Below are 23,871 nucleotides of genomic sequence, written 5' to 3'. Positions count from 1 at the left end.
GCGTTTATCACGCTGATAATGGAATCGTCCACATCACGAAAGATGATTTATTCTCAGCACATCCAGAAAAAACTGATATCCTGAAATGAGTTACACGGTCACATTGAGATCGCAATGAAATATCAACAACTGGAAAACCTTGAAAGCGGCTGGAAATGGAAATATCTGGTAAAGAAGCACCGGGAAGGTGAGCTGATTACCCGCTACATTGAAGCCAGCGCTGCGCAAGCCGCGGTCGATGTCTTGCTGACGCTCGAAAATGAACCTGTTCTGGTGAATACCTGGATCGATCAGCATATGAATCCGGAGCTGGTTAACCGGATGAAGCAGACTATTCGCGCACGACGCAAGCGTCATTTCAACGCCGAGCATCAGCATACGCGGAAAAAGTCCATCGATCTGGAGTTCGTTGTATGGCAACGCCTGGCCGGGCTTGCCCAACGGCGAGGAAAGACATTATCAGAAACCATCGTACAGCTGATTGAAGACGCCGAGCATAAAGAAAAATATGCCAGCAAGATGTCGAGCCTGAAGCACGATCTGCAGGTGCTCTTAGGAAAAGAGTAAGTCCCGCTACGATGTCGCTCTTTATTTTTCCTTTGAACTCAAAATCAGGCCAAAAAAAACCCCGCATAAGCGGGGTTTTTTATCGTAGAAAACTTAAGCCTGCGGCTGAGTTACTACGTCTTTGTAACCTTTAACTTCGATCGCTACGCGACGATCCGGAGCCAGGCAGTCGATCAGTGCAGCGCGAGCTTTCACGTTGTCACAGGTGTTGCCGGTAACCGGATCAGATTTGCCCATACCGCGAGCAGAGATCTTGTTAGAAGGGATACCTTTAGCTACGAGGTAGTCAACAACGGACTGAGCACGTTTCTCAGACAGTTTCTGGTTGTACTGCTCGGAACCGATGCGGTCGGTGTAACCCAGAACAACTGCAGAACCGTCTTTCGGATCCATGTTGCTCAGCTGGGTGTACAGCTGATCCAGAGCCTGCTGACCTTCTGGTTTCAGAGTTGCTTTGTTGAAGTTGAACAGTACGTCAGACTTCAGGGTGAAGGTCTTGGTGGTGACTTCCGGAGCCGGAGCTGGAGCCGGAGCTACAACCGGTGCATTGTCTTCCTGACCGAAACGGTAGGAAACACCAACGCTCAGCATGCCGTTGTCCGGACGAACGCCTACAGTGCCTGCGTCGCCGATGTTGTTAACCCACTGGTATTCCAGACGGGTAGCGATGTCACGGGTCATAGCCCACTCAACGCCGCCAGCGAATACTGGGGAAACGCCGGTGTCGTGGTTGTCGCCAGCGATGCTGTTGCTGGAGTCAGCGCGCCATACCATGCCGCCCAGACGGGTGTAGATGTCCAGATCGTCAGTGATCGGGTAACCCAGTTTAGCGGTCAGCTGAACGCCCTGAGCTTTGAATGCGCCGTTAACTTTGTCGCCTTTGTAAGGCATACGGCCCAGCCAGTCGTAACCCATTTCGAAACCGAGGTACGGGTTAACCTGATAACCACCGAACGCACCAGCGCCCAGCTGGCTTTCGTGGGTCGGGCCATTGTTGTTCAGGTTGCTGTTGTACCAGCCGGTGTCATGGAACTGGGACCAACCCAGTTTACCACCTGCATACCAGGTGTTATCTTTCGGAGCGGCCTGCGCTACGGTAGCGAAGCCAGCCAGTGCCACTGCAATCGCGATAGCTGTCTTTTTCATTTTTTGCGCCTCATTATCATCCAAAATTCGCCATGAAGGTACATAAGACCTCACGGTTAAATCCTTCACCGGGGGCGTGACTCGTTGTTAACTATGCTGATACATGCAGCGTAAGCCGATCACCCCTGGCGATGTAAAGTCTACAACTTAGTTAGAAACTTACAAGTGTGAACTCGGTCAGGCATATGAAAAAAAAGGGTTGTATACACAATATTTAACAAATATGGTTAATTTGTGAACACGGTAAAAAGTCGCAAAACCGCACCACACCGGGATCTCAGTGAAATTAACCACTTTGTGAGAATGGTTTTTGATGAGGCAAAAAAAATTCCAGGATTAATCCTAATTTCACTCAATGATATAAATTTGAGTGAATTTTTAGCCCACTTAATTGTCTCCCAGGCTGGCTTGTATTTCTCACCGGGCGCATGATAAAGCCCATCGCATGACCTTCTTCTGCAGCCTGCGCCAGACGTTCATGCTCTTGTTCAGTGAGTTCATCCGCCAGCCAGCCGATAACCACGCTATAATTCCCGGTACGTAAAGCGCGAATCATCGATTCCAGAGTGTTGCAGGGCGACATCTGGTTAATTTGCATCACTTTTGATAGCGGCAGGCCGGACGACTGTACCCATTCTTTACTCAGCTTCTGCTGCGGCGTGAGCCACAGCTGCCAGCGCGACTGCTGGCCCAACTGTTGTAATAAAGGTAGCAACAAAAGCTGCGTCATCATGGGTTGATCTTCGCGATAGACGATTTCACTAATCAGCCCAGTGGCTGAATGTTCGACGACGCTGTGCGAAGGGCGACGTACTGAAGCCGAAGTCAGTGGTGAACGATTTGCGTGAGCTGAAGTAAACATAGTCTATCCCGCCTGTGAGTTACTGTATGCATATACAGTATATCTGCCAGGGGTTAACGTCAACCTCATTTTCCCATTTTCGCATATATTTTATTCACTCTCCTCGCCTATGAATCAGAGCCGCAGCGACTTATTTATATGAATTCACGGTCTCTGTGCTGAACCCGCTGGAGACATTCTCCTCCATTAATCTCTACTTCACGGCTGCCGACCATGTCGTCAATGGGGCCGATATGCTGTTCATCAATTAACATTGCTTAAGTATTCAGCGAGTCTCTGCAACAGGATTTGCAGAATAACTTTTTCCTGAAAGCGCCTCGCAAAACGGCGAGCTGGTTGAAATGAAGCCAAAATTCATCTTGCTGCACAAAACGAACTCACTTATTTTCTTCAATAACGGATCCGTTAATAAAATTACTTTTATGTCCATGATTACCAAAGGAATGATCATGAAGAAAATTTCAAAATTACGGTTCCTCCAGTTTCAGGAGTGCCTTTCCCCCTTAGGCAAAATCAGTAGCCGGCCTTTATTTGGCGGATACAGCCTGGCGATAGAGAATACCGTGTTTGCCATGGTGGCCGAGGGCGAAATCTATCTTAGAGTGTGTGAGCAAAGCGCAGAATATCGGGTCGAGCATCATAGCCCAATGCTAATCATGCGCAAAAATGGTCGGCCGGTGGCGCTAAAATATTACCGTATAGATGAAGCATTATGGCAGGACAGTAAAATGCTGTTTCATCTCTCGAAACTGTCATTGCATACGGCGCGTAGCGAAAAGCAGCATCAGCGTGATTCCGGCAGGCTAAAGGATTTGCCTAATATCAGCTTCCACATGGAATTGATGTTGATTCATGCTGGAATAACCGATGTGAAAATGCTGCGTACAATCGGTGCGGAAAAAAGCTGGTTAAAATTGAGGGAGCATAATAAAGGAATATCAATCAATGTCCTCGAGTCCCTGGCGGGCGCGATTGCCGGCACCCATTCCGCCGCGCTCCCGGCGCAGCGGCGCCAGGAGCTACGGGAGTGGGCTAATACGCAAGGATACGGCGTGGAGGATTACTCCGGTTGACCGGCAATCCGGCGCTGCAGGCGACATATTTCGGGCAGCAGTGCGAGCAGTAGCCCAATCTGCTGCAGGACCAATGGTTCCTTACTGTCGGCTCGCGGTTCCAGATGCTGAATTCGCGATTGCAGATTGCTGAGCGCCAGCTGAACGCGCTGTTCGTCCGCGGGAGAATGATGCAGCGCATCATCAACGTAGCAGACGGCGTCATCGAGTAACGCCAGTATTTCCGGAGTCGTCAGCTTTTCCCTGTGCGCCCCCAATGCGGAAATATAGCTGGTAAAAGTATGGTTCAGGCACAGCAGGCGGAATGCCGTTTCACGCATTGTGTTATCGGCTTTGGGCTCTGTGGATAAATTGGATACCACTGATGCCAGCTCGCTATCCCGGTTATGTGCATTACGCCTGGCGACGCGATACTCAAGACGGTTGTCGCGCCCCTGATGATACTGCTCAAGAATAGCGTCCAGATAACGGCAGTTAGCGTTGATAGCCTGATCCAGTACGCGAGGTAAATTACGGAAGTTCCAGTCTGGCCAGATAAAGGTCACTGCCGCCCAGGCGATAGCGCAGCCGATTAATGTATCGAGGATACGCGGTAAAGCGACTTCGAATCCCTCGCCCAACAGGTTAAAGCACAGCAGTACCAGCAGCGTGATAAACATAGTGGCATGCGCATACTGGACGTTGCGAAAAGCGAAAAACAGCACACCGGTTAGTACTATGAGCAGCAGTTGGCCTTCGACCGAAGGAACCAGCAGCAGCACCGGTAGGCCGATCGCGACGCCAATCAATGTACCGATGATCCTTAACGCCAGGCGATGCCGGGTAGCGTTATAGTTAGGCTGGCAAACAAACAGGCTGGTGAGCAAAATCCAGTAACCGTGGTTGAGGCCGGTAAACTGAATAAAGGCATAGCCCGCGCACAGCACCAGCGACATCCGCACCGCGTGGCGGAAAAGCGCCGATTCCGGGGTCATATTACTGCGCAGCCGTAACCAAATGTCGCTAAACCCGCTGGGGCGATCGTCTGCAAGCAGGTTTTCGGGGTGGTTGCTGGCCAGCACGCTGGTTTGCACCGATTCGATGGTTGCCAATTGCGCATCAATGGCGCGCAGGTTATTGAGCAGAAAACCCAGCGCTTTGACCTGATCTTGCGGCGCGCCGCTGGCGCGGACGCGATCCAGTGCCGCGTCGAGATGCATAAAGGCGCGTTCGAAGTGCGCATCATGCTGATACGGAATGCGTAAGAGGATGGCGCGGGAGAGTTTCTGACACGCCTGCGCCTGCATCGACAGCATCCGCTGGAAGCGGAACATCACATCGCTGTAGCGGAAATGGTCGCGCAGCGTCTGATACTGAATATGAGATGAGCTGGCACGTTCATGAATGTCCTGGGCGACGAAATAGTACTGCAGGGTGCGACGAGTACCACGTTGCCCGCGGTCACCGCGCAGGCGCGTCAGTAAAGACGCTTTCGTCTGGTTAAGCATCGCGACCAGCTTGCCGTTAGCAAGCGCCAGATCGTACAACGGCGCCTGACTTTCATCTTCGATATCCGGATCGAACAGTCGGGATTTAAGTTCGAGATACTGCGCCAGCTGTTCATAGCTGCGCGCAAGGTTATCCTGCAGCGGGCGAATGGGAAAAATAAGATGCCCGGCGAGCGTTAATACGTTGTACCAGATGGCCCCAGCCAGCAAAAAGAGCGGCTGCAGGTACCAGCTATTATACAGAGTGACCCCTAACATGGTGTAGATAGCGATCAGTAAGGCGCCGAAAGCAATGGTGGCATAGCGTTGACCCAGCCCACCGAGCAGGATGAACCCAGTTGTAGACAGAGTTAAGCCAATTGCAAACAGCCACGGCCATGGAAACAATAATTCCACCGACGCTGAAGCAATAAAGAAACAGACCAGCGTAATAGCGAGATTACGTAGCCGCCCGGTAAGGCGATCGTCAAGGTCGGTTAACGCCGCGGCAACCACGCCAAGCGTTAACGGGATGGTGAGTTTGACTTCGCCAATCCACCACGGCGCAATCGTGGTGCCACAAAGCGCAATAAATATCCTGGCGTTATATAACCAGGCGCTATTCCATGTATAACGGCGGAGCAGGGGGCTTAACATAACAGTGTTCCGTACAATTACTGAAAGCGACGGCGGGCGTTGGCTTCGCGCGCGGCGCGCGCCGTTTCAACGGAGACCACGCGGCGTCCTACTGGCCAAAGCGCAATGGCGGCAATTTTAAAGTTGGCGATCCCGACAGGGATACCAATGATGGTCAGGCACTGGGCGATACCGCTGAAGATATGCATCAGGCATAGCCACCAGCCAAAGAACATGAACCACAAAATGTTCAAAATAGTGCCGCCCGCGTTCAGTAAGCTGTTTTTTGCTTCAGGTTCCAGTTCATCAACATGAATGGCTTCATTACCGTAGGGGAAAAGCGATAGCCTGGTGATTTCCCAACATGAACGCGTCAGCGGTAACGTGAAGATCAAAATAATACTGACCAGCGTCGCCAGTAGCCAACCGAGCGTGGTGGCGAAACCGCCAAGAACAAAGTTCAAAATATTCAGAATGGTACGCATAAACCCTCTGTTTAACCCTATGGATAATAAGACCCGATAATTGTAACGTTTTTTTGCGCTGGAGCACCTGCTCGCGGGCGGTTAAACTTAAAAACATTCAAACTGATTGAAATTTGGCGATATATGGAACTTAAAGCGACAACATTGGGCAAACGCATGGCGCAGCATCCTTATGATAGGGTGCAGTTGCTGAATGCCGGGGTTAAAGTCTCCGGCGATCGTCATGAGTATCTTATACCTTTCAATCAGTTATTGTCAGTTCAATGTAAGCGCGGTCTGGTGTGGGGCGAGCTGGAGTTCGCGCTGCCTGAAAGCAAAGTTGTGCGTTTGCATGGTACCGAATGGGCTGAGACGCAACATTTCTATCATCATCTCAATAATCTCTGGCAGCAGTGGAGCGCGGAGATGAGCGAAATTGCCGCGCAATTACTGCGCCAACAGTTAAGTGAAATTGAACGCGCTAGCGCCGAAGGCAAGTGGCTGACGCGCCAGCAGGTCGCCGATGTTCAGGCGAAGATACGCCGGGCCTTAACCGGACTGCCTTTTCCTGAGAGCCGTCTGGATGAATTCGATAACTGCCGCGAACTGTGGCGCCAGTGTCAATGCTGGCTTAGCGATATCGACGAGGCTCGCCTGGCGCATAATCAAGCCTATACCGAAGCCATGCTGGAACAGTATCGCGGTTTCTTCGATAAGATTGAGTCTTCGCCACTTAACCCGGCGCAGGCGCGGGCGGTGGTTAACGGCGAGCGTTCGTTGCTGGTACTTGCCGGCGCCGGTAGCGGCAAAACCTCGGTACTGGTTGCTCGTGCAGGGTGGCTGTTAAATCGCGGCGAGGCGGCAGCCGATCAGATCCTGCTCCTGGCGTTTGGCCGTCAGGCTGCTCAGGAAATGGATGAACGTATTCAGGAGCGATTGGGAACCGACGAGATTGCTGCGCGGACTTTCCATTCACTGGCGTTACATATTATTCAGCAGGGCAGCAAGAAGGTGCCGGCGATCAGTAAGCTGGAAAACGATACCGCCGCCCGGCAAAAGCTTTTGTTGAAGGCCTGGCAGCAGCAGTGTCAGGAGAAAAAAGCGCAGGCTAAAGGCTGGCGTCAGTGGTTGATGGATGAGATGGAGTGGCAGATTGACGAAGGCGATTTCTGGCAGGATCGCGCGCTGCTGCGTCGTCTGGCCGGTCGTCTTGACCGCTGGGTTAGTTTGATGCGTATGCATGGCGGCTCGCAGGCGGAGATGATCGCCAGCGCGCCTGAAGAGGTACGCGACCTCTTTAATAAGCGTGTGAAACTGATGGCCCCGCTGCTGAAAGCCTGGAAAACGGCGTTGAAAGAGGAGAATGCCGTTGATTTCTCCGGGCTTATTCACCAGGCCGTTAACATACTGGATAAAGGCCGTTTTGTGAGCCCCTGGAAACATATTCTGGTGGATGAATTTCAGGATATCTCTCCACAGCGCGCTGAGCTGCTGGCGGCGCTGCGCCGGCAAAATAAGCAGACGACGTTATTTGCCGTCGGTGACGACTGGCAGGCGATTTATCGCTTTAGCGGCGCGCAGCTTTCTTTAACGACGGCATTTAACCACTACTTTGGCGAAGGGGACTGTTGCGCGCTGGATACCACCTATCGATTTAACGGTCGTATCGGCGAGATCGCCAACGGTTTTATTCAGCAAAACCCGCATCAGTTGGCTAAGCCGCTGAATAGCCTGACCGCTGGCGATAAGAAAGCGGTGACCCTGCTGCCCGATGATAAACTCGACGATCTGCTCGACAAGCTAAGCGGCTACGTTAAACCCGAACAGCGGATTTTGTTGCTGGCGCGCTATCACCATCTGAAACCCGCCGCGCTGGAAAAGGCCGCAACGCGTTGGCCGCATCTGCAGCTAGCTTTTATGACAATTCATGCCAGCAAAGGCCAGCAGGCCGATTTTGTTATTGTGTTGGGCTTGCAGGAGGGTGATGACGCCTTCCCGGCGCCGGCCAGAGAGTCGGTAATGGAACAGGCATTGCTGCCACAGCCGGAAGATTTCCCTGATGCTGAAGAGCGTCGGCTACTGTATGTGGCGATAACCCGCGCCCGCCTGCGGGTCTGGCTGCTGTTCAATAAAGAACGACCATCGCCGTTTGTTGAGATGCTGCAGGAGTTGGGCGCGCCGGTGGCGCGAAAGCCCTGAGCATCGGCGGCCTTGAGGCCGCCGCGGGTATTACTTCAGGCGCTCGGCAAGGTAGCGCTGGTAATCAGGGATGAGAATTTCAATCGGTTGATTAAAGTCCGGCGACTGGATGATAAAGTCAGCGGTGGCGGCATTCGTGGCTACCGGAATATTCCAAACCGTCGCCAGACGCAGGAGCGCTTTGACGTCAGGATCGTGCGGCACTGCATTCAGCGGATCCCAGAAGAAAATCAGTACATCAATTTTCCCTTCCGAAATCAGCGCGCCCACCTGCTGGTCGCCGCCCATCGGGCCGCTCAACATTGCTTTTACTTCCAGCCCGGTGGCGCGTGAAACCAGATTGCCGGTGGTCCCGGTAGCATAAAGCTGGTGCTGTGCCAGTAGCGCCTGGTGACGTTCGACCCATTTCATCAGCAGATCTTTACAGTGATCGTGTGCTACCAGCGCGATATGTTTGCGTGCGGGTAAGGTACGTGTTGTCAGTTCCATAATGGGGTTCCACTTATATTAACTTGCAGACAGATTACTGGAAGTGACTGATGCTGCAAGCGTCGGGGAGAAAAATTTTGCCGTATCTGTGAGTTAGGCTGGATGGCTGGTTTACCCGGATTAGCTTACACTAGGGCTAAAGTGCAGGAGGATTATGATGAAAGAGAACGATATTGCCGGCATTCTGACTACCACCCGGACAATTGCGCTGGTAGGCGCCAGCGACAAGCCAGACCGCCCGAGCTATCGGGTCATGCGATATCTGCTGGAACAGGGATATCACGTCATCCCGGTTTCGCCCAAGGTGGCGGGCAAAACGCTGCTCGGTCAACAAGGCTATGCCACCCTGGCGGAGGTACCTGAAAAGGTCGATATGGTCGATGTGTTCCGCAATTCCGAAGCGGCGTGGGGCGTGGCGCAAGAGGCTGTCGCCATCGGGGCGAAAACGCTATGGATGCAGCTTGGCGTTATTAATGAACAGGCGGCGGTAATGGCGCGTGAAGCGGGGTTAAATGTGGTTATGGACCGCTGTCCTGCGATTGAAATTCCGCGGCTTGGGCTGGCGAAGTAAAATAAAAAACCCCGTGTTAACGGGGTTTTTAACAAAGCATCGGGAACATAGGCCAGTCAGTTACGCAGCCGCGGCGCCTGCAACTGCTTACGGATAGTCTGCGCCAGTTCGTCCATCGACGGCTGTTCGGGATGTTCATCGCTGGCTTCACTACTGAGCTGCGCTTCCGCGAGGTAGGTGTGAACAGGCTGGCCGTCCTCATCTTCCATCACAACATGATACCAGGGGGCCGCGCGCAGTTCATCGTTGGCGCCGATTTCATCCGCGGCGGGCTCGTCAAGCGAATACTCTGGATCGATATCAACGATTACGCCAAGGTAGCCGAGTAGCGTATGGCGAACCTGTTGGCCGATACCGAATTTGCTGGCAATCATAGTCACCTCCCGGGAAACGCTGGCGCCCACTGTATCCATCATCTTCAAATGTTCTTGAGTCATGAGAATAACGTGTGGGCGATGTTCCGCTTTTCAAGTTACATGACGCGACAGGCAAACCCTTTCAGATACAGACCTTCCGGGTAGGTTGCGATCACCGGGTGATCGGCAGCCTGACGGAACTGCTCTATAAATTGTACATCACGCCCGGCATCTATTGCGGCGTCAGCGATGATTTTCTGAAATAAATCGGTGGTCATCAGGCCGGAACAGGAGAAAGTCAGCAGTACGCCACCTGGGTTCAATAGCTGGATCGCCAGCATATTAATGTCTTTATAGCCGCGGCAGGCGCCCATCAGTTGGCTTTTGTTTTCGACGAATTTCGGCGGATCCATGACGATGACATCGAATTTTTCCCCCTGATCGCGATATTTACGCAGCAGTTTGAACACGTCGTCGCGTACGAATTCGGCTTTCGACAGATCCAGCTTATTCAGCTCAACGTTCTGTCTGGCGACATCCAGCGCCTCCTGTGAGGTATCAACGCTGGTGACCTGACGGCAGCCGCCCATCAGCGCAGAAACCGCGAATCCGCCGGTATAAGAGAAGCAGTTGAGGACGCGCTTATCGGCGACGTAGCGGCGGGTCGCCAGACGGCTATCGCGCTGATCGAGATAGTAACCGGTTTTATGGCCGCCCTGGATATCCACCAGCAGCTGCATACCGTGTTCGGTAATAGGCAGCAGCGCCGGCGGCAGTTCGCCTACCACCGGGCCCTGCGCCAGATCCAACCCTTCTTTTTTACGTACCGCCACATCGCTGCGATCGTAAATCGAGCATTGCGGGAACAGGGTTTGCAGGGCGCTGACGATAGCCGCACGCTGATACTCCGCGCCGGCGCTCAACAGCTGCAGGACGAAGAAATCACCAAAGCGATCGATTGTCACGCCAGGCAGGCCGTCGGATTCCCCGGCGATTAAACGATAGCTGTCAAGACCATCGCGCTCTGCCAGCCATTGGCGCCAGGTTTGCGCCTGCTGCAGGCGACGCTCGAAAAAAGCATTGTCGATAGCTTCATGACGATCGAAACTCCAGACACGGGCGCGGATCTGCGAGGAGGGCGAATAGGCGCCGCGAGCGAGCCATTTCCCCTGCGAATCAACGATATCGATTGTCTCACCGGAGCGAGCTTTACCTTCCATCCGGGCGACGGCGCCGGAGAAAATCCATGGATGGCGACGCAGCAGGGATTTCTCGCGTCCTTTGGCTAATACTAAGCGTGGGATAATGGAATCTGTCATGGGGCTACCTTTAAGCGACGGAGCGTCGGCACCGAAAAATGGCGCGTAGATTAGCATAACTGGCTGGGGCAAGCACCATTCCTGCCGCCGTCGGCGGATGTTTTAGCGTCAGGCAAAAGCGAGTATGCTGGCGATAATTTGCTATGCTCTGCATCAGGATAGCGCAGTTGAGGAGGTAATAATGGCGAAGGTATGCACGATGGCGTGGGTTCACGGAGTCGTTCAGGGCGTGGGATTCCGCTATTCAACGCAGCGTGAAGCGCTGCAGCTGGGACTGACCGGTTATGCGCGAAATCTGGATGATGGCAGCGTGGAAGTGCTGGCCTGCGGACAAGCGGAACAGGTGGAAAAACTTATTGCCTGGCTTAAGGCCGGCGGTCCGCGTAGCGCAAGGGTCGACAGGGTGTTAACCGAGCCCCATCAACCCACCAGAGAGTGGCAAAAATTCGCTATTCTCTATTAAATGCACTTTACAGGCTTCGGCAGGCCGGCGATTTTCGTCGCCTGCTTGGCCGGCCCTTTGGGGAATAACCGGTACAGATAGCGGCTGTTGCCTTTCTCTTCACCGAATTTATTCGCCATTGCTTTGACCAGCATACGGATGGCTGGCGAAGTGTTGAATTCCAGATAAAAATCGCGCACGAAGCGCACTACTTCCCAGTGTTCGACGGACAGGGTGATCCCTTCCTGTGCGGCGATAACTTCCGCCATCGCTTCACTCCACTGAGTCGTCTCTTTCAGATAGCCTTCGCTATCGGTCTCTATTTCACTGCCTTCAAAGATAAACATGATTTTTCACATAATGCGGAAACTGCGCGCAGTGTAGCAAAAAATAAGGCCCCGCATAAGCGAGGCCTGGTGTTGCAGGAGAGAAGGTTAGTCTCTGCTGGCGAAGCCGAGGATGCTCAGCAGGCTGACGAAAATGTTGTACAGCGAAACATACAGGCTAACGGTGGCGCGAATGTAGTTGGTCTCGCCGCCGCGGATGATGTTGCTGGTTTCAAACAAAATCGCGCCGGAAGAGATAAGGATGAACACCGCGCTGATGGCCAGATGTAGAGCCGGCAACTGCAGGAAGATGTTCGCCACCATACCAATCAGAACGACCACCACGCCCGCCATCAGCATGCCGCTGAGGAAGGACATGTCTTTGCGCGTCGTCAATACGTAAGCCGAGCAGCAGAAGAAGACCAGGGCGGTGCCGCCCAGCGCCAGGCCGATCAAATCGCCCATGCCTGCGGAGAGGTAAGCGTTCAGCATTGGCCCCAGAATGTAGCCGAGGAAGCCGGTAAAGGCGAAGGCCGCCAGAATACCGCTTGGTTTATTAGCCAGTTTGTAGGTCAGGAACATCAGACCATACATGCCCACCAGGGTGAGGATAAGCCCCGGAGACGGCAGCATCAGCACGGTGCTGGCGGTGGCGGTGATAGCCGAAAACGCCAGCGTCAGGCTGAGCAGAAAATAGGTGTTACGCAGAACTTTGTGCGTGCTGAGCAGCGATGAACGGTCACGCGATGAGGTAATTATACGATCCATGAGTCACTCTCTTATGACAGATGTAATTAGTTATGAAGCATAAGAAAAGCGAGCCGAAAGCCATAATGCTTTTACCCATCTTTACTCAGATCCCGGCGCCGGTGGGGTAGCTTTTTATTCTGGAAAAATGGATTACGACAGTATGTTTATGCGTTCAGCGGCGGAAAGCAGATCTGAATCTTATAGGTCACTGAAAAATATTGCCTTAATGTCAGTCAGCGACTAAGTGTGGAAGGGGTATCAACGAAGCATAAAGGCAAGGGAAATGAAACTACAACAATATAACCACATCACGCACGCATTACTGGTTTTGGGGTTACTCGGCAGCGCGGCCGCGGCACTGGCCGCCCAGGTCCCGCAGGGTACCGAACTTGCAGCAAAACAGGAGCTCGTCAGGAACAACGGTAATGAACCCGCCTCGCTCGATCCGCATAAGGTCGAAAGCGACGTTGAGTATAATATCATCAGCGATCTGTTCGAAGGGTTGGTGAGCGTTTCGCCGCAGGGCGAGATTCAGCCGCGGCTGGCGCTGAAGTGGGAGAATAAAGATAACCTCGTCTGGACTTTCCATCTGCGCCCTGGCATCACCTGGTCCGATGGGACAGCAATTACCGCGCAGGATATCGTCTGGAGCTGGCAGCGGCTGGTCACGCCGACCACCGCTTCGCCGTACGCCAGCTATCCGGGTAATATGCATATCGTTAACGCCCGCGATATTTCGGAGGGAAAACAGCCGCCGGAAACCCTCGGCGTAAAAGCGCTGGACGATACCACGCTGCAGGTCACGTTAAATCAGCCTAACGCCGCCTTCCTCGCGATGCTTGCTCACCCGTCGCTGGTGCCTATTGATAAGGTGCTGGTGGAGCGCTTTGGGGATAAATGGACTAAACCGGAACATATTGTCACCAGCGGCCCTTATACGCTTTCGAAGTGGGTCGTCAACGAGCGCATCGTGGCGCAACGCAATCCTAAGTACTGGGATAATGAACATACGGTAATCAATAAAGTGACCTATCTGCCGATTACTTCCGAAGCGGCGGATGTGAATCGTTATAAAGCCGGTGAGATAGATATTGTTTATACGCTGCCGGTGAACCAGTTTGCGTTACTCAAGAAAACGATGGGCTCGCAGCTGAATGTTTCTCCACAGCTGGCGACCTACTATTACGAACTCAATACCACTAAACCGCCCTTTAATGACCCCAGAGTGCGACGGGCGCTCAACATGGGGCTGGATAAAGATATCATCGCCGATAAGGTGATGGGGCAGGGGCAGCGTCCGGCATGGCTGATTAGCCAGCCCGATATCGGCGGCGTTACGCTTAAACAACCGGATTACGCCAGCTGGCCGCGCGACAAACGCATTGCCGAGGCAAAAAAACTGCTTAACGAGGCGGGCTTTAACGAAAGTCATCCGCTGGTCTTTAACCTGCTTTATAACACCTCGGAGACGCACCAGCGCATTGCCATCGCCGCCAGTTCGATGTGGAAGAAAAATCTTGGCGTAGAGGCGAAGCTGCAGAATCAGGAGTGGAAGACCATGCTGGATACCATGCATACGCATAATTTTGATGCTGTGCGTTATGCCTGGATCGCGGATTATGACGATGCGGCGTCATTCCTCAATAACTTCCGCACCGGCGACAGCGAAAACACCAGTCAGTACAGTAACCCGGCCTATGATAAAGCGCTGTATGACGCGGCGAAGGCGGCGGATGCCGCCGCGCGAGGCAAATTCTATCAGCAAGCGGAGGATCTGTTGGCTGAGGATGTGCCCGCGATTCCGGTTTATCACTACGTGCGTACCCATCTAGTGAAGCCGTGGGTCGGTGGGTTCGAGCCGGATAAGCTGGGCTATTACTACACCAAAGATATGTACATCATAAAACACTGAGTCAAAGGGCGTTCTTAACGCCGAATTTCTGCGCAAACTGCCTGAAATTCAGACGAATAACGCAGATTTGTTTGTTTTTAAGGCAGTTGAACAAAATGATGCTTTACAGCATCGGCAGAGGTGTTTATAGTGCGCCCCATACCGGAAGCGTGGCCGAGCGGTTGAAGGCACCGGTCTTGAAAACCGGCGACCCGAAAGGGTTCTAGAGTTCGAATCTCTACGCTTCCGCCAAATATAAGCCCCGAGCTAATTATTAGCTCGGGGCTTTTTCTTTTTTATCGGTATTAAGTTACCATCTGGTATGCCATAACTGTCTGGCTGTGATGCTGAGCTTGAGAATTCGTCGGACAATACCACCGTCATGCGCCTGAACATCCATCAGACTCAGCATACCTGACTTCTTCATCGAATCACGCCATATACTGCTTTCAAGATTACGGATAATGGCTTTCATGGCGGCTTCTGGTTTCTCTATCAGCCAGCAGCCACGGTGGAAGTCCTGAGTCATAGTCCAGTCGAGGACCGTTTTCCCCTGATACTGCGGGTCAGTGCCGAGATATCGGCAAGTTGCTGAATGAGCGTTTCAATCTGTGCCGGTGCAGTGTTACGCCCGGTGATGATACGTTCAATGCTGGTGAAGCGAATCACGTCGGTATGGTCGATTAATACTTCAGGTTCAGTCTGCATGTTGTTATCTCCATAAATTAAATGACCTGCAATCATGAACGCATCGAACCGGTTCTCGTTGCAACCTGAGCACTAGAACAAATATTATGAACCTATGTGCGCCCCCTCGTGTTTTATTGAGGGGGCACGGCTTAGAAGATATTGAAGCTGTAGCCGACGATAAACTTCACGTCGTTACGATCGGTTTTATAGTTGCTGTCCGTCGACCTGAACAGTGCAGGGAGCAGGGTGAAGGAGAGGCCTTTCGCCATGCCCTCGGCTACCGAGTAGCGAGCGGATAGATCGAAAGACACCATACTACCGTCGTACTTTCTCACTGAACCGGTTTTGCTGACATCGCTCACCACATGCCAGCCGTAGGTTCCGGCCCCTCCCAGGGTTAGCTCCGGTAGATTAAAATCTGCGAAGTTATAACTCACGCCAAAACGAACAGCATGGGCACCGGAAACGTTAAAGTCTTCCAGCTGTGACAGCGTTGGCTGATAATCACGCTTATCGGAGTTCGCCCACGGGGTTAAGCGGAAGTTGTAATCCCCGGTGTTGGGTGCGTAGTTCTGACTGTAGCCGAGCGACCACACGGTATTGTTGTGACTCAGGTTAAAACCTATCCCAACATAGTATTCCGTTGATGGATCTTTAATCTTCGACAGATCTTCGATGTAGCGCGCGCCCTGATAGAAGAGCTTACTTTGCAGGGAGAAAGCTTTGGTCAAAGTATCGTTCCGTTCGACCAGCGCCTGCCAGTTGCGACGATAGCCTTTACCTTCGCCGTAACCAACGTCGAGAACGGTATTTCCGAAGTTGTAGACCGCACCCACCGTGTGAATGTAATCGATTATTCCACCGGCTTTAATAATTTTGCCGTTGTCATCAAGCCCGGCGGCGTTGTTCTGGTGCCAGGCCGTAGTCATCGGTTTAAAATCACGGCTCCAGTCGTTCTTGAAGCGGTCGGCCCAGGCGTAGGTTAGCCGCAGTTTATCGAGGGTCAGGGCACTGTCAAACCCGCGGAAAGCGTGGGGGTTGAGACCCCAACTGCTTTTAACGGTACCGGAGTTGATGGGGGTATAACCCGCCGCCAGCTTGAAGTTGGTACCTGCATCGCCAAGATTGAGCTTTAGTGCGGCAACCGACACGCTCATGTAGGACTTCTCGCATGGGCTGAACTTGCCTGGTTGGCCACATTCGTAGTCGTAGTAAAGGATCTCCGACTGACCGACAGTATGCCCGAGTTTGATATTGGCGTTGCCCCAGAAATCAAAGCCAATGACATCTTTGTAATAGCCAGAAATATAGCTAATCGCCACGTTACCGGTCTGGTTCTGGATCCCGGCCGGACCCAGTCCGTATTTACCGGTAGTAGGATCTTTGACTGCACGATGACGAATGTATAACGAGGTATTAAAGTTTAATTTGCCTTCATCATAAAACGCTTTCTCAAACTGCGAAGGCGCTTCATAATCCGTTTCTTCTTCCGCAAAGGCATTTGGGGCAATAAAAAGCAACAGCGATGCACACAGAGAAACTCTGAGTTTATGACTTGTCATTATTATATACCTTATAAAACCCTGTATTGTAGGGTGAGGGGACGTACTACTTATTTAAAATTATTGTTATTTATCAGCTCCGGGATTCGGGGGCCATATTTTTCCAGGAGATATTCATTATGTTGCGCCGAATTAGCAATATTACCGCTCAAAAACACCGGTAGACATTTATTATCACGCCCCAGCTTTGCGATGATTTCTGCAAACAGGCTGTGCATAATAAAGAGCCCGGTCATCGAGGAGACTGGCGCAAACGGCGTCGTATGATCCGCAAGCGACAGCACCGCATCACCGATGGGCACCTGGTTATCTATCGCGATATCTGCGCAGTCGCGCAGTTTGAGGCCAGCCTTGTGCTTCGACGGTTGGGTCTCGGCATATAGGAAACTGGTCAGCGCCAACGTCAATGCCCCGTGCTGTCTTGCCCACAATGCCGCATCCACCGGCGCGGGGTTGATCCCGGAAGTTGAAATAACAATTAATGCATCTTTATTGGTTATCGCGAACTTCTCCAGATGCCCTGCGATATAATCATTTTGCTTTTCATAATACGATGAAACTGCCGCACCTTCATGTAGCATTAAAGGCTCGATAAATATCGGCCGGACTGGGGCGATACCGCCGGCGCGATAAAACATATCTTCAGCGAAAATATGTGAGTGACCACAGCCGAAAATATAAATCACACCACCCTGATTAATGACCTTTGCCAGTTGCCCGGCGGCGGAGGTGATTTTATGGCTTTCCTGTTGGGTAATGTCGTTAAGTTTCTTCTGGACGATATTTAAATAACTTTGAATCATTGTCATAACCAGTATCCTGACCATTGCGGTTGGTAGATTCGGTATAACGCTTCCATGTAGAAGTAATCCCCCCAGAGATTACATTCATCGATGCCTTTGCCAAGGGCATAGGCGTAAACACCGTGTTTAAGTAAGCCTTCGCAGGCGTCGTCATCGCGGGCAGAAGCGCCGCGCATTAATGCCTGCAGAAGCTGACGCGCCAGTTTCTCGTACCCGGCATCCGGGAAGTGCTTGTGCGCTTCGAGCAGGCCGCACACGGCAATGGCCAGCGCGGAGCTGTCTTTTGGTGCCGCCGGATCAGTGGCAAGCAGCAAATCCCAGGCCGGAACACCGTCCTCCGGCAGGTAGCGGAAGAAGTACTCGCAGGCCTGCAGCCAGTGCTCGTAGTAGTCGGTTGCCCCGGTGGCAGACCAGTGAAGTGGGATCCCGAGAATGGCCCACGCCTGTCCGCGCGCCCAACAGGAGTTGTCGCTGTATCCCTGGAAGGTTTTTCCGTGTGAAGGCGCACCGCTTTTCGGGTCAAAATAGAAGGTATGGAAAGTGGAGCCATCTGCGCGAAAAATGTTGTTGATGACTGCCGCATAGTGACGTTCAGCAACGATTCTATAACGCGACTCACCGCTGATCTTCGCCGCCACGTGGAGCAGAGGAAGGTTAATCAGTGAATCGATAATAAGCCGGTACTCCTGCGGGTCATTAAGCGTTCCCCAGGCCTGGATAAAACCGGCGCTGTCGTGAAAACGATTCACCAGCAGATCGGCCGCCGCCACGATAAGCGGGGTTAACTCGTCGCGCTCCGTCAGTTTCCAGTGCGCGACCGCCGACAGGCTATAAAGGAAGCCGATATCGTGATGGTCAAGGACATGGTGTGCCACCAGGCGCGCTTTAAAACTGACGACGTTACGTTCAACGCCGTCCAGGTATGCCGTATCGCCGCTGAACTCCCAGGCCATGGCCTGCATCCCGGTCCAAAAACCATTGGTCCAGTCGTTATTCTCTTTCAGGACATAGCGATTGTTGTGAGTGCAGGCGGAGGGGAATTTCTCGCCATACAGGCCCATGTTGCGCGTGATGCGCTGCACACATGCCGCCAGCGCATCCCGACAGTCGTCGGGAGTGATAGCAGGAAAGGGCAGCGGTGCGAGGCGATTAGACAGAGTCTCTTTCATGTTTTTCCCCTACAGCGTAAACACGCGCTCTTTGTACTGACTCATCAGCGCATCGTTGTATTCTTTGCCACCGGCCAGATTGATGCTGCGCATCACCGGCGGCGCGATACCCTGTTCCAGCAGCATCTCGATGCAGCGGATTACTACGTTATTGATGATGAAGGCCGCAGAAAGCGAGGACACCGGGCCGGTCATGATGTTGCCGTTATCCATACTCAGCGTGCAGTCACCGGCCGGACAGCCGTTATCGAGAATGACGTCGGCATATTCGCAAATGCTCTCGCTCGTTGATACCGACTCTCCGGTGTAGCGGGTGATTACAACCAGCTTCAGTCCCATCTCTTTAACCTTGCGTGCCAGCTCAACGTGCAGCGGCTTGGTGCCGGAGTTGGAGATAATGACAAAGCAGTCTGCCTCGCGCAGATCCAGCAGTCCGGAAAAGATATCGCCAATCCCTTTGAGCGAATCAAACCAGCCGGTTGGTCCATAGAACTGGTCGATGGCTTTGGTGTTGACCAGGCCACCCGCACGGCCGGCCAGCTCGACCGCCGCGGCAAACGAATGGCCGGAGCCAAAACCGTGAATAATGCCGTTGGCTTTGACGCACTCGGCAAACAGCGCCGCCGCCTGCTCAACTTCAGCACTCTGAGTAAGAAACACCTGATCCAGCGTTGCTAATACATGCTGATAATACTGCTGCTGATGTGGTGACATTCCTTATCCCTTATCGGCTTTTAAAAACGTAGTGATACAGGCGTTTGGTTCTTCCGGGGTCATCTGTGCTGTGACCGCTACGCCTTTTTCCAGCAACGCGTTGATGGCAGCAATCTCTGCATCGTTAACGCTTACCGAACGTTTAATCTGGCGACGATCGTCTTTGTTGGACATATTGCCGATATTGAGCTGGGTGAGGGCAGCGCCGCAGTTCATCAGCTTCAGCGCCAGCTCCGGCGTTTTCAGCAGGATCAGCACTCGCTGACCGTCGTAGTTCCCGGCGAGGATATTGGCGCTCGCTTTCTCAAAAGAGAGAATAGAGGTGTTGCAGCCTTCCGGTGCCGCACTGCGCAGCAGCATCTTTTCGACGTCGTTTGCAGCAACGGTGTCGTCAATCACCATAATGCGGTTGGCGTTGAAATGGCTTACCCAGCGGGTAGCCACCTGGCCGTGGATCAGTCGGTCATCGACGCGGATGTGAACAATACCTTTCATAATAACTTCCTTAAATCAATGTGTTGCTTAACCGAGAATATGCAGGTTGTAGCCAACGATACCTAAAATAATCAGAACGAAAATGACGCGAGTTGAGTTCATCTTTTTGAGCCCCAGCAGCCAGTAAGTGAACCCCACAACCAGCAGTGGAATAAGCCCCGGCATTATCTGGTCGGCAATGCTCTGCAGCTTCAGCGACACTTCGCCGTAGCTGAACTCAAAGTTAAGATTTGCCTTCACCACCGAGGGAATAAGCGCCCCGATGACCGTCAGCCCGAGAATGTTGGCCGCACGGGTAATTTTGTTGAGGCTGTTGGTCAACGATCCCAGCAGGTTCACCCCTTCCTGATACCCTTTACTGATGCTAAAGCGCATAAACAACATGCGAACCAGAGCGAATAGCAGCCAGAGGATAAGCCCTACCGGGTTGCCCTGTAGCGCGAGGTATGACGCGACGGAACCGATAATGGTGGTCGGGATAACGAAGAACAACGTATCTCCGATGCCCGCCAGCGGCCCCATCAGACCGGTTTTAATCCCGGCAACGGCATCTTTACCCGCAAGCCCGGTCTGCTCTTCCAGGGCGATATTTACCCCGAGGATCCCTGGCGCCATGGTGTTGTTGGTGTTAAAGAATTGGCTGTGTACTTTAGCTGCATCCTTCTGCTCTTCAGGTCTGGTGTATTTCTTCTCAAGGAACGGGTAGATGCTGTACAGATAGCCCAGACCCTGCATTTTTTCGTAGTTCCAGCCAGACTGACCGAAGAGAAACCAGCGCCAGAATACGCGTGTTAGTACTTTATTCATCGCCCATTGCTCCATTTGCCGGGGACTCGGTGGTTTGCGTTGCCTGTTTTTCTGAGTTGAAGACGTAAAGCGCAATCGCCAGTCCCAGCAGTGCGGCACCCAGTACCGGCACTTTCAGATAGGCCGACAGAAAGAAGCCCAGAATCAGGAATGAGATGTTCTTCTTAATCGGTAAATAACGAAGCAGGATGGCGATACCCAATGCAGGCAGTACGCCGCCGGCGACTTTCAGACCGTTCATGATGGAAGCAGGGATCCAGGTCACGACGTCATTAACGAAGGTTGCCCCGAGGAGCAGCGCTAACAGCACCGGCAGCATCCGCGAGAGCGAGATCGGCACCTGGCCCAGCAGGTTCATTCTTGCCGCCGCCTTCACCTGACCGTCTTCAATCAGCTTATCGGCCTTATGATGAATAAAGGTGTTGGTGAAGCGGGCGAGGATATCCAGCTGCACCATTAAGAGCCCAATCGGTACGGCAATGGTGGCACCGAACGCCGCGCCCTGGCCGCTGATGATGGCAAAGGTGGTTCCCAGCACCGCGCCGGTCATGTAGTCCGGAATCGATGCGCCGCCGAAGTTACCCACGCCCAGCACCAGCAGGTTCAGGGTGCCGCCAACGATAAGACCGGTGTTCATGTCACCCATAATCATCCCGGCAAAGAAGCCCGCCATGCTAGGTTTCACCAGCCCAAGCGTCGTGTTGTTGCCGTCATATATCGCCAGCCCTGAATAGAGCGTTAGTAACGCTATCTGCCAGACCGCAATGTGCTCCATTTTTTATTCGTCTCCGTCATTTGTTTGCGCGCCAAGCGCTGCCTGCTGTAAATGGTAAATACCATCACGCGCCGTTGTTATTATTTCATTCAGCGAGGCGGGAGTATGATTTTCATCAATCGCCATCGTTATTTCGAGAATTAAGTTTAAATTCATTCCAGAGAGTAGGGTGATATTATCCCACAGGTTGTTGCTGACAATAACCTCCATTGCGGAGTTATACGGCGAACCGCTTTTTAAATCAGAAAGAATAATAATGTTTGATTCTGCTGTACTGAGGGCGGTTATTTTATCGCGAAGTTCCTGTTTAAATACTGCTATACCTTTCTCACCATCCAGTTCAACTACATGGAGGTTAGGCTGTGCGCCGAGAATCAATTCTGTAGCCTGTCTGGCGCCGCTGGCGAAACCTCCATGAGAGATTAATAATATTTGATTCATCCTGCCCCCTTATCTGGTGTTCTGATTTCAATATAAAATGATTCTAACCGTTTCCAGGTTTCAATATATTCAATGATCTGGCCCTGCTCGTTATTGGTAAAACGCTTCATCATGATAACGGGCTGATTGGCGCCGAGACCAAGGTGCTGCAGTACTTCAGGCGCGACATCGGTTTGGGCGCAGATAGTTTGTCGGTACGGCATGGTATACATATCAAGACCATTGTTGACTTTAAATGCCTCGTAAATGGAACTGAGAGCCGAGTTCTTAACCGTCAATTTACTGGAAAAATAGTGAGCCGGTATATGGGAAATTTGCAGTGCGTAAGGTTTGTTGCTGTCAAATTTCAAGCGCGCAATGCGGTAATATCTTTCATCATCTTTTAAACCAAGCTTTTCTTTAATGTCAGAAACGTTTTCTAATTCGCATTGGATAACTTTAACTGACTGCATACCTTTTAAATCGTTATCTGACTCTGAAAAAATAATACTCTCATTGCGTTTGGCTTTCGAAACAAAAGTACCTTTTCCCTGGTAGCGGATCAAATAACCATCATTCACTAATTCATGAATGGCACGAATTACCGTGGCAGAACTCACAGAGTAGCGTTCTTTTAATTCCGACTCGCTGTAAAATTTTTCGCCGGGCTTAAAGGTACCGTCTCTAATTTCGTCTAACAGGGCCGTTTTAATCACCTGGTATTTCGTTGACTGTGCCGATGCTTTCATTGTTTCGCCAGTTTCTGTCTACATTGATTTTATTTCGTAGTCTTACGATACCTGTACCAGTTTGCCCGATCAACCACTCAACACAACTTAACCGGTTAACCTGTTAAGTTGTTTTCTGTATTGTGACGCATTTCTCAATTTCGTAGCTACTGATAAGGGAGAACGTAATGAATCTATGTCTAACTGGCTGTGTTTGAACACGACTGATTGTGAACGATCACATGACAGGCATCAGCAAAAGCCAGTAGAGACAACCATTCAGTAATGGTGCGTACATGGCTTCACTGAAGGTTTATTCAGGCGGGAAGTGCTGTTGAACGAAAGGAGCTTTACTGTTGAAGAGCCCTACACCTACTCAGGACAACGCTTTGATGACCACACTCTATGGATTTAGTCTTCTATCTATAGCCTGTGGCATTTCAATATTAGCTACGCTCTGGATATGCAGAACATGAAGCTGCATTCATACTCTTTTCCCGCCGTTCCGGATGAGTCAGATTGACAGAAGGCCATGTAAATTCCCATCCACGTAAATTCTTTTAGCTTTATCCTTCAGCTATTGCCCTCTGATCTGGTTGGGTTTTGAGCAACGGAGTAAACATCGGGTAGGGGAGCCTCTTTAATCTTGCCGGTGGAGTCAGCAATTCTTTTCCTTCAGTTGCTCTCGCATCTACTGCAACGTACAGATAAATATGGGTAAAGACGCCGTAGAGAAGACCAGCCCATTGCGTCCTTGTTTATGGATAAATAGCTGTAAGCCTCGATCTTCATAGAGGTAAAAATCAGGTACCACACCGCTCAAAAGCCGGGCCTGGGAAGCGGTAAGCAGTGAGAGAGTCGAGATCATGGTATATACATTCCCTTGCCTGGTAAATTTAAAAGCCAAATTCTGCGTTACTTTGCGCGCAGGCAATCCTGGTTCATTATATTCTCCAATCGTAATAACCTTTCCGGTATCGCCATTAAAAACATATCTCACTTTCACTGAGTAAGTTCCCGCTTGCCTGTTAAAACTAATTTTCCCCCAGCAGGAGAAGTGATCTTTATCATAATTTTCAGTTACATTGAGTAACAATGGAGATAAGGCGAGGGTTAACAATATCAAAACAAAAATCCATTTCTTTTTCATG

The 23,871-nt window shown here is 51.8% G+C and carries 25 protein-coding genes, 1 tRNA gene and 1 pseudogene; 7 read left to right on the top strand and 20 right to left on the bottom strand.

The features are described 5' to 3' along the window. Positions 1–114 precede the first annotated feature (114 nt). A complete protein-coding gene (gene matP / locus PGR10_RS14385; protein ID WP_087858129.1) occupies positions 115–567 on the top strand; it encodes a macrodomain Ter protein MatP in 453 nt (150 codons plus the stop codon). Between the two features lie 93 nt (positions 568–660). Here matP and ompA read toward each other — a convergent pair whose 3' ends face one another. Next, positions 661–1,713: a porin OmpA gene (gene ompA, locus PGR10_RS14380; protein ID WP_087858164.1), complete on the bottom strand. Its 1,053-nt coding sequence runs from the start codon at positions 1,711–1,713 to the stop codon at positions 661–663. A 352-nt stretch (positions 1,714–2,065) separates the two neighbouring features. Continuing rightward, on the bottom strand, positions 2,066–2,575 hold the full coding sequence (gene sulA, locus PGR10_RS14375; RefSeq protein ID WP_087858128.1) for an SOS-induced cell division inhibitor SulA: 510 nt from the start codon (positions 2,573–2,575) through the stop codon (positions 2,066–2,068). Positions 2,576–3,024: 449 nt separating this feature from the next. On the opposite strand from sulA, the gene PGR10_RS14370 reads away from it, so the two are divergent. Then, positions 3,025–3,648, top strand: a complete 624-nt coding sequence (locus PGR10_RS14370) for a TfoX/Sxy family DNA transformation protein (RefSeq protein WP_183269027.1) — start codon at positions 3,025–3,027, stop codon at positions 3,646–3,648. Here PGR10_RS14370 and yccS read toward each other — a convergent pair. Beyond that, complete coding sequence (yccS, locus tag PGR10_RS14365) at positions 3,636–5,771, bottom strand: YccS family putative transporter (protein WP_087858126.1); 2,136 nt, start codon at positions 5,769–5,771, stop codon at positions 3,636–3,638. The two genes, PGR10_RS14370 and yccS, sit on opposite strands and share 13 nt — an antisense overlap. Before the next feature lie 17 nt (positions 5,772–5,788). Next, complete coding sequence (locus PGR10_RS14360) at positions 5,789–6,235, bottom strand: YccF domain-containing protein (RefSeq protein WP_020079238.1); 447 nt, start codon at positions 6,233–6,235, stop codon at positions 5,789–5,791. A 123-nt stretch (positions 6,236–6,358) separates the two neighbouring features. On the opposite strand from PGR10_RS14360, the gene helD reads away from it, so the two are divergent. Continuing rightward, a complete protein-coding gene (helD, locus tag PGR10_RS14355; RefSeq protein WP_430923679.1) occupies positions 6,359–8,413 on the top strand; it encodes a DNA helicase IV in 2,055 nt (684 codons plus the stop codon). A gap of 30 nt (positions 8,414–8,443) precedes the next feature. Here helD and mgsA read toward each other — a convergent pair whose 3' ends face one another. Further along, entirely contained in the window at positions 8,444–8,902 is a 459-nt protein-coding gene (gene mgsA, locus PGR10_RS14350; protein ID WP_015367424.1) for a methylglyoxal synthase, read from the bottom strand. Positions 8,903–9,059: 157 nt separating this feature from the next. Here mgsA and PGR10_RS14345 point away from each other — a divergent pair, with 157 nt between their 5' ends. Next, positions 9,060–9,473 (top strand): CoA-binding protein, encoded by a 414-nt coding sequence (locus PGR10_RS14345; RefSeq protein WP_087858124.1) that lies wholly within the window; start codon positions 9,060–9,062, stop codon positions 9,471–9,473. Between the two features lie 56 nt (positions 9,474–9,529). On the opposite strand, the gene hspQ is transcribed toward PGR10_RS14345, so the two are convergent. Further along, the gene (gene hspQ / locus PGR10_RS14340; RefSeq protein ID WP_015367415.1) at positions 9,530–9,847 is read right to left on the bottom strand and encodes a heat shock protein HspQ; all 318 of its coding nucleotides are present in this window, start codon (positions 9,845–9,847) and stop codon (positions 9,530–9,532) included. A gap of 98 nt (positions 9,848–9,945) precedes the next feature. Further along, complete coding sequence (rlmI, locus tag PGR10_RS14335) at positions 9,946–11,148, bottom strand: 23S rRNA (cytosine(1962)-C(5))-methyltransferase RlmI (RefSeq protein ID WP_015367414.1); 1,203 nt, start codon at positions 11,146–11,148, stop codon at positions 9,946–9,948. Between the two features lie 181 nt (positions 11,149–11,329). On the opposite strand from rlmI, the gene yccX reads away from it, so the two are divergent. Continuing rightward, positions 11,330–11,611: an acylphosphatase gene (yccX, locus tag PGR10_RS14330; protein ID WP_113374274.1), complete on the top strand. Its 282-nt coding sequence runs from the start codon at positions 11,330–11,332 to the stop codon at positions 11,609–11,611. Here the strand turns inward: yccX and tusE are convergent. Together tusE and yccA are read right to left on the bottom strand one after the other, a co-directional pair. Further along, entirely contained in the window at positions 11,608–11,937 is a 330-nt protein-coding gene (tusE, locus tag PGR10_RS14325; RefSeq protein ID WP_045360166.1) for a sulfurtransferase TusE, read from the bottom strand. The genes yccX and tusE overlap by 4 nt on opposite strands. Positions 11,938–12,024: 87 nt before the next feature. Further along, positions 12,025–12,684: an FtsH protease modulator YccA gene (gene yccA, locus PGR10_RS14320; protein WP_430923678.1), complete on the bottom strand. Its 660-nt coding sequence runs from the start codon at positions 12,682–12,684 to the stop codon at positions 12,025–12,027. A 265-nt stretch (positions 12,685–12,949) separates the two neighbouring features. Between yccA and PGR10_RS14315 the strand changes: the two genes are divergently transcribed. Together PGR10_RS14315 and PGR10_RS14310 are read left to right on the top strand one after the other, a co-directional pair. After that, positions 12,950–14,578, top strand: coding sequence for an ABC transporter substrate-binding protein (locus PGR10_RS14315; RefSeq protein WP_430923677.1), 1,629 nt, complete (start codon positions 12,950–12,952; stop codon positions 14,576–14,578). Positions 14,579–14,721: 143 nt separating this feature from the next. Further along, positions 14,722–14,809, top strand: a tRNA-Ser gene (locus tag PGR10_RS14310). Between the two features lie 127 nt (positions 14,810–14,936). On the opposite strand, the pseudogene PGR10_RS14305 reads toward PGR10_RS14310, so the two are convergent. The 11 genes and pseudogenes from PGR10_RS14305 to PGR10_RS14255 all read right to left on the bottom strand — a co-directional run. After that, a pseudogene (locus tag PGR10_RS14305) lies at positions 14,937–15,265 on the bottom strand (DUF4942 domain-containing protein); the annotation flags it as partial. A 131-nt stretch (positions 15,266–15,396) separates the two neighbouring features. Further along, positions 15,397–16,809, bottom strand: coding sequence for an OprD family outer membrane porin (locus tag PGR10_RS14300; protein ID WP_430923676.1), 1,413 nt, complete (start codon positions 16,807–16,809; stop codon positions 15,397–15,399). A 50-nt stretch (positions 16,810–16,859) separates the two neighbouring features. Beyond that, positions 16,860–17,618, bottom strand: a complete 759-nt coding sequence (locus PGR10_RS14295; RefSeq protein ID WP_430923675.1) for an SIS domain-containing protein — start codon at positions 17,616–17,618, stop codon at positions 16,860–16,862. Beyond that, the gene (locus tag PGR10_RS14290; protein ID WP_430923674.1) at positions 17,615–18,781 is read right to left on the bottom strand and encodes a glycoside hydrolase family 88 protein; all 1,167 of its coding nucleotides are present in this window, start codon (positions 18,779–18,781) and stop codon (positions 17,615–17,617) included. The genes PGR10_RS14295 and PGR10_RS14290 overlap by 4 nt, the downstream gene beginning before the upstream one ends. Before the next feature lie 9 nt (positions 18,782–18,790). Then, positions 18,791–19,495 (bottom strand): sugar isomerase domain-containing protein, encoded by a 705-nt coding sequence (locus tag PGR10_RS14285; RefSeq protein WP_308959155.1) that lies wholly within the window; start codon positions 19,493–19,495, stop codon positions 18,791–18,793. A gap of 3 nt (positions 19,496–19,498) precedes the next feature. Continuing rightward, positions 19,499–19,990: a PTS sugar transporter subunit IIB gene (locus PGR10_RS14280; protein WP_047041836.1), complete on the bottom strand. Its 492-nt coding sequence runs from the start codon at positions 19,988–19,990 to the stop codon at positions 19,499–19,501. Between the two features lie 27 nt (positions 19,991–20,017). Continuing rightward, positions 20,018–20,797 carry a PTS system mannose/fructose/sorbose family transporter subunit IID gene (locus PGR10_RS14275; protein ID WP_430923673.1) on the bottom strand — a complete coding sequence of 260 codons (780 nt, stop codon included), beginning with the start codon at positions 20,795–20,797 and terminating at the stop codon, positions 20,018–20,020. Then, positions 20,790–21,572 carry a PTS mannose/fructose/sorbose/N-acetylgalactosamine transporter subunit IIC gene (locus tag PGR10_RS14270; protein ID WP_045375555.1) on the bottom strand — a complete coding sequence of 261 codons (783 nt, stop codon included), beginning with the start codon at positions 21,570–21,572 and terminating at the stop codon, positions 20,790–20,792. Before PGR10_RS14270 ends, PGR10_RS14275 begins: the two co-directional genes overlap by 8 nt. Before the next feature lie 3 nt (positions 21,573–21,575). Beyond that, the gene (locus tag PGR10_RS14265; RefSeq protein ID WP_308958570.1) at positions 21,576–22,013 is read right to left on the bottom strand and encodes a PTS sugar transporter subunit IIA; all 438 of its coding nucleotides are present in this window, start codon (positions 22,011–22,013) and stop codon (positions 21,576–21,578) included. Next, the gene (locus PGR10_RS14260; protein WP_430923672.1) at positions 22,010–22,741 is read right to left on the bottom strand and encodes a GntR family transcriptional regulator; all 732 of its coding nucleotides are present in this window, start codon (positions 22,739–22,741) and stop codon (positions 22,010–22,012) included. The genes PGR10_RS14265 and PGR10_RS14260 overlap by 4 nt, the downstream gene beginning before the upstream one ends. A gap of 670 nt (positions 22,742–23,411) precedes the next feature. After that, a complete protein-coding gene (locus PGR10_RS14255; RefSeq protein ID WP_308958569.1) occupies positions 23,412–23,870 on the bottom strand; it encodes a hypothetical protein in 459 nt (152 codons plus the stop codon). Position 23,871: the final 1 nt, after the last annotated feature.

This window comes from Klebsiella sp. 141198 (genome assembly GCF_050600785.1).
GTDB classification, from domain to species: domain Bacteria; phylum Pseudomonadota; class Gammaproteobacteria; order Enterobacterales; family Enterobacteriaceae; genus Klebsiella; species Klebsiella aerogenes.
Note: the sequence above shows the minus strand (reverse complement) of the source record. Positions and strands in the feature narration are given on the sequence as shown.

Excerpts from the sequence above, each read along its gene's own strand:
- matP (WP_087858129.1), top strand. The coding sequence starts at position 115 with ATGAAATATCAACAACTGGAAAACCTTGAAAGCGGCTGGAAATGGAAA.
- ompA (WP_087858164.1), bottom strand. The coding sequence starts at position 1,713 with ATGAAAAAGACAGCTATCGCGATTGCAGTGGCACTGGCTGGCTTCGCT.
- sulA (WP_087858128.1), bottom strand. The coding sequence starts at position 2,575 with ATGTTTACTTCAGCTCACGCAAATCGTTCACCACTGACTTCGGCTTCA.
- PGR10_RS14370 (WP_183269027.1), top strand. The coding sequence starts at position 3,025 with ATGAAGAAAATTTCAAAATTACGGTTCCTCCAGTTTCAGGAGTGCCTT.
- yccS (WP_087858126.1), bottom strand. The coding sequence starts at position 5,771 with ATGTTAAGCCCCCTGCTCCGCCGTTATACATGGAATAGCGCCTGGTTA.
- PGR10_RS14360 (WP_020079238.1), bottom strand. The coding sequence starts at position 6,235 with ATGCGTACCATTCTGAATATTTTGAACTTTGTTCTTGGCGGTTTCGCC.
- helD (WP_430923679.1), top strand. The coding sequence starts at position 6,359 with ATGGAACTTAAAGCGACAACATTGGGCAAACGCATGGCGCAGCATCCT.
- mgsA (WP_015367424.1), bottom strand. The coding sequence starts at position 8,902 with ATGGAACTGACAACACGTACCTTACCCGCACGCAAACATATCGCGCTG.
- PGR10_RS14345 (WP_087858124.1), top strand. The coding sequence starts at position 9,060 with ATGAAAGAGAACGATATTGCCGGCATTCTGACTACCACCCGGACAATT.
- hspQ (WP_015367415.1), bottom strand. The coding sequence starts at position 9,847 with ATGATTGCCAGCAAATTCGGTATCGGCCAACAGGTTCGCCATACGCTA.
- rlmI (WP_015367414.1), bottom strand. The coding sequence starts at position 11,148 with ATGACAGATTCCATTATCCCACGCTTAGTATTAGCCAAAGGACGCGAG.
- yccX (WP_113374274.1), top strand. The coding sequence starts at position 11,330 with ATGGCGAAGGTATGCACGATGGCGTGGGTTCACGGAGTCGTTCAGGGC.
- tusE (WP_045360166.1), bottom strand. The coding sequence starts at position 11,937 with ATGTTTATCTTTGAAGGCAGTGAAATAGAGACCGATAGCGAAGGCTAT.
- yccA (WP_430923678.1), bottom strand. The coding sequence starts at position 12,684 with ATGGATCGTATAATTACCTCATCGCGTGACCGTTCATCGCTGCTCAGC.
- PGR10_RS14315 (WP_430923677.1), top strand. The coding sequence starts at position 12,950 with ATGAAACTACAACAATATAACCACATCACGCACGCATTACTGGTTTTG.
- PGR10_RS14300 (WP_430923676.1), bottom strand. The coding sequence starts at position 16,809 with ATGACAAGTCATAAACTCAGAGTTTCTCTGTGTGCATCGCTGTTGCTT.
- PGR10_RS14295 (WP_430923675.1), bottom strand. The coding sequence starts at position 17,618 with ATGACAATGATTCAAAGTTATTTAAATATCGTCCAGAAGAAACTTAAC.
- PGR10_RS14290 (WP_430923674.1), bottom strand. The coding sequence starts at position 18,781 with ATGAAAGAGACTCTGTCTAATCGCCTCGCACCGCTGCCCTTTCCTGCT.
- PGR10_RS14285 (WP_308959155.1), bottom strand. The coding sequence starts at position 19,495 with ATGTCACCACATCAGCAGCAGTATTATCAGCATGTATTAGCAACGCTG.
- PGR10_RS14280 (WP_047041836.1), bottom strand. The coding sequence starts at position 19,990 with ATGAAAGGTATTGTTCACATCCGCGTCGATGACCGACTGATCCACGGC.
- PGR10_RS14275 (WP_430923673.1), bottom strand. The coding sequence starts at position 20,797 with ATGAATAAAGTACTAACACGCGTATTCTGGCGCTGGTTTCTCTTCGGT.
- PGR10_RS14270 (WP_045375555.1), bottom strand. The coding sequence starts at position 21,572 with ATGGAGCACATTGCGGTCTGGCAGATAGCGTTACTAACGCTCTATTCA.
- PGR10_RS14265 (WP_308958570.1), bottom strand. The coding sequence starts at position 22,013 with ATGAATCAAATATTATTAATCTCTCATGGAGGTTTCGCCAGCGGCGCC.
- PGR10_RS14260 (WP_430923672.1), bottom strand. The coding sequence starts at position 22,741 with ATGAAAGCATCGGCACAGTCAACGAAATACCAGGTGATTAAAACGGCC.
- PGR10_RS14255 (WP_308958569.1), bottom strand. The coding sequence starts at position 23,870 with ATGAAAAAGAAATGGATTTTTGTTTTGATATTGTTAACCCTCGCCTTA.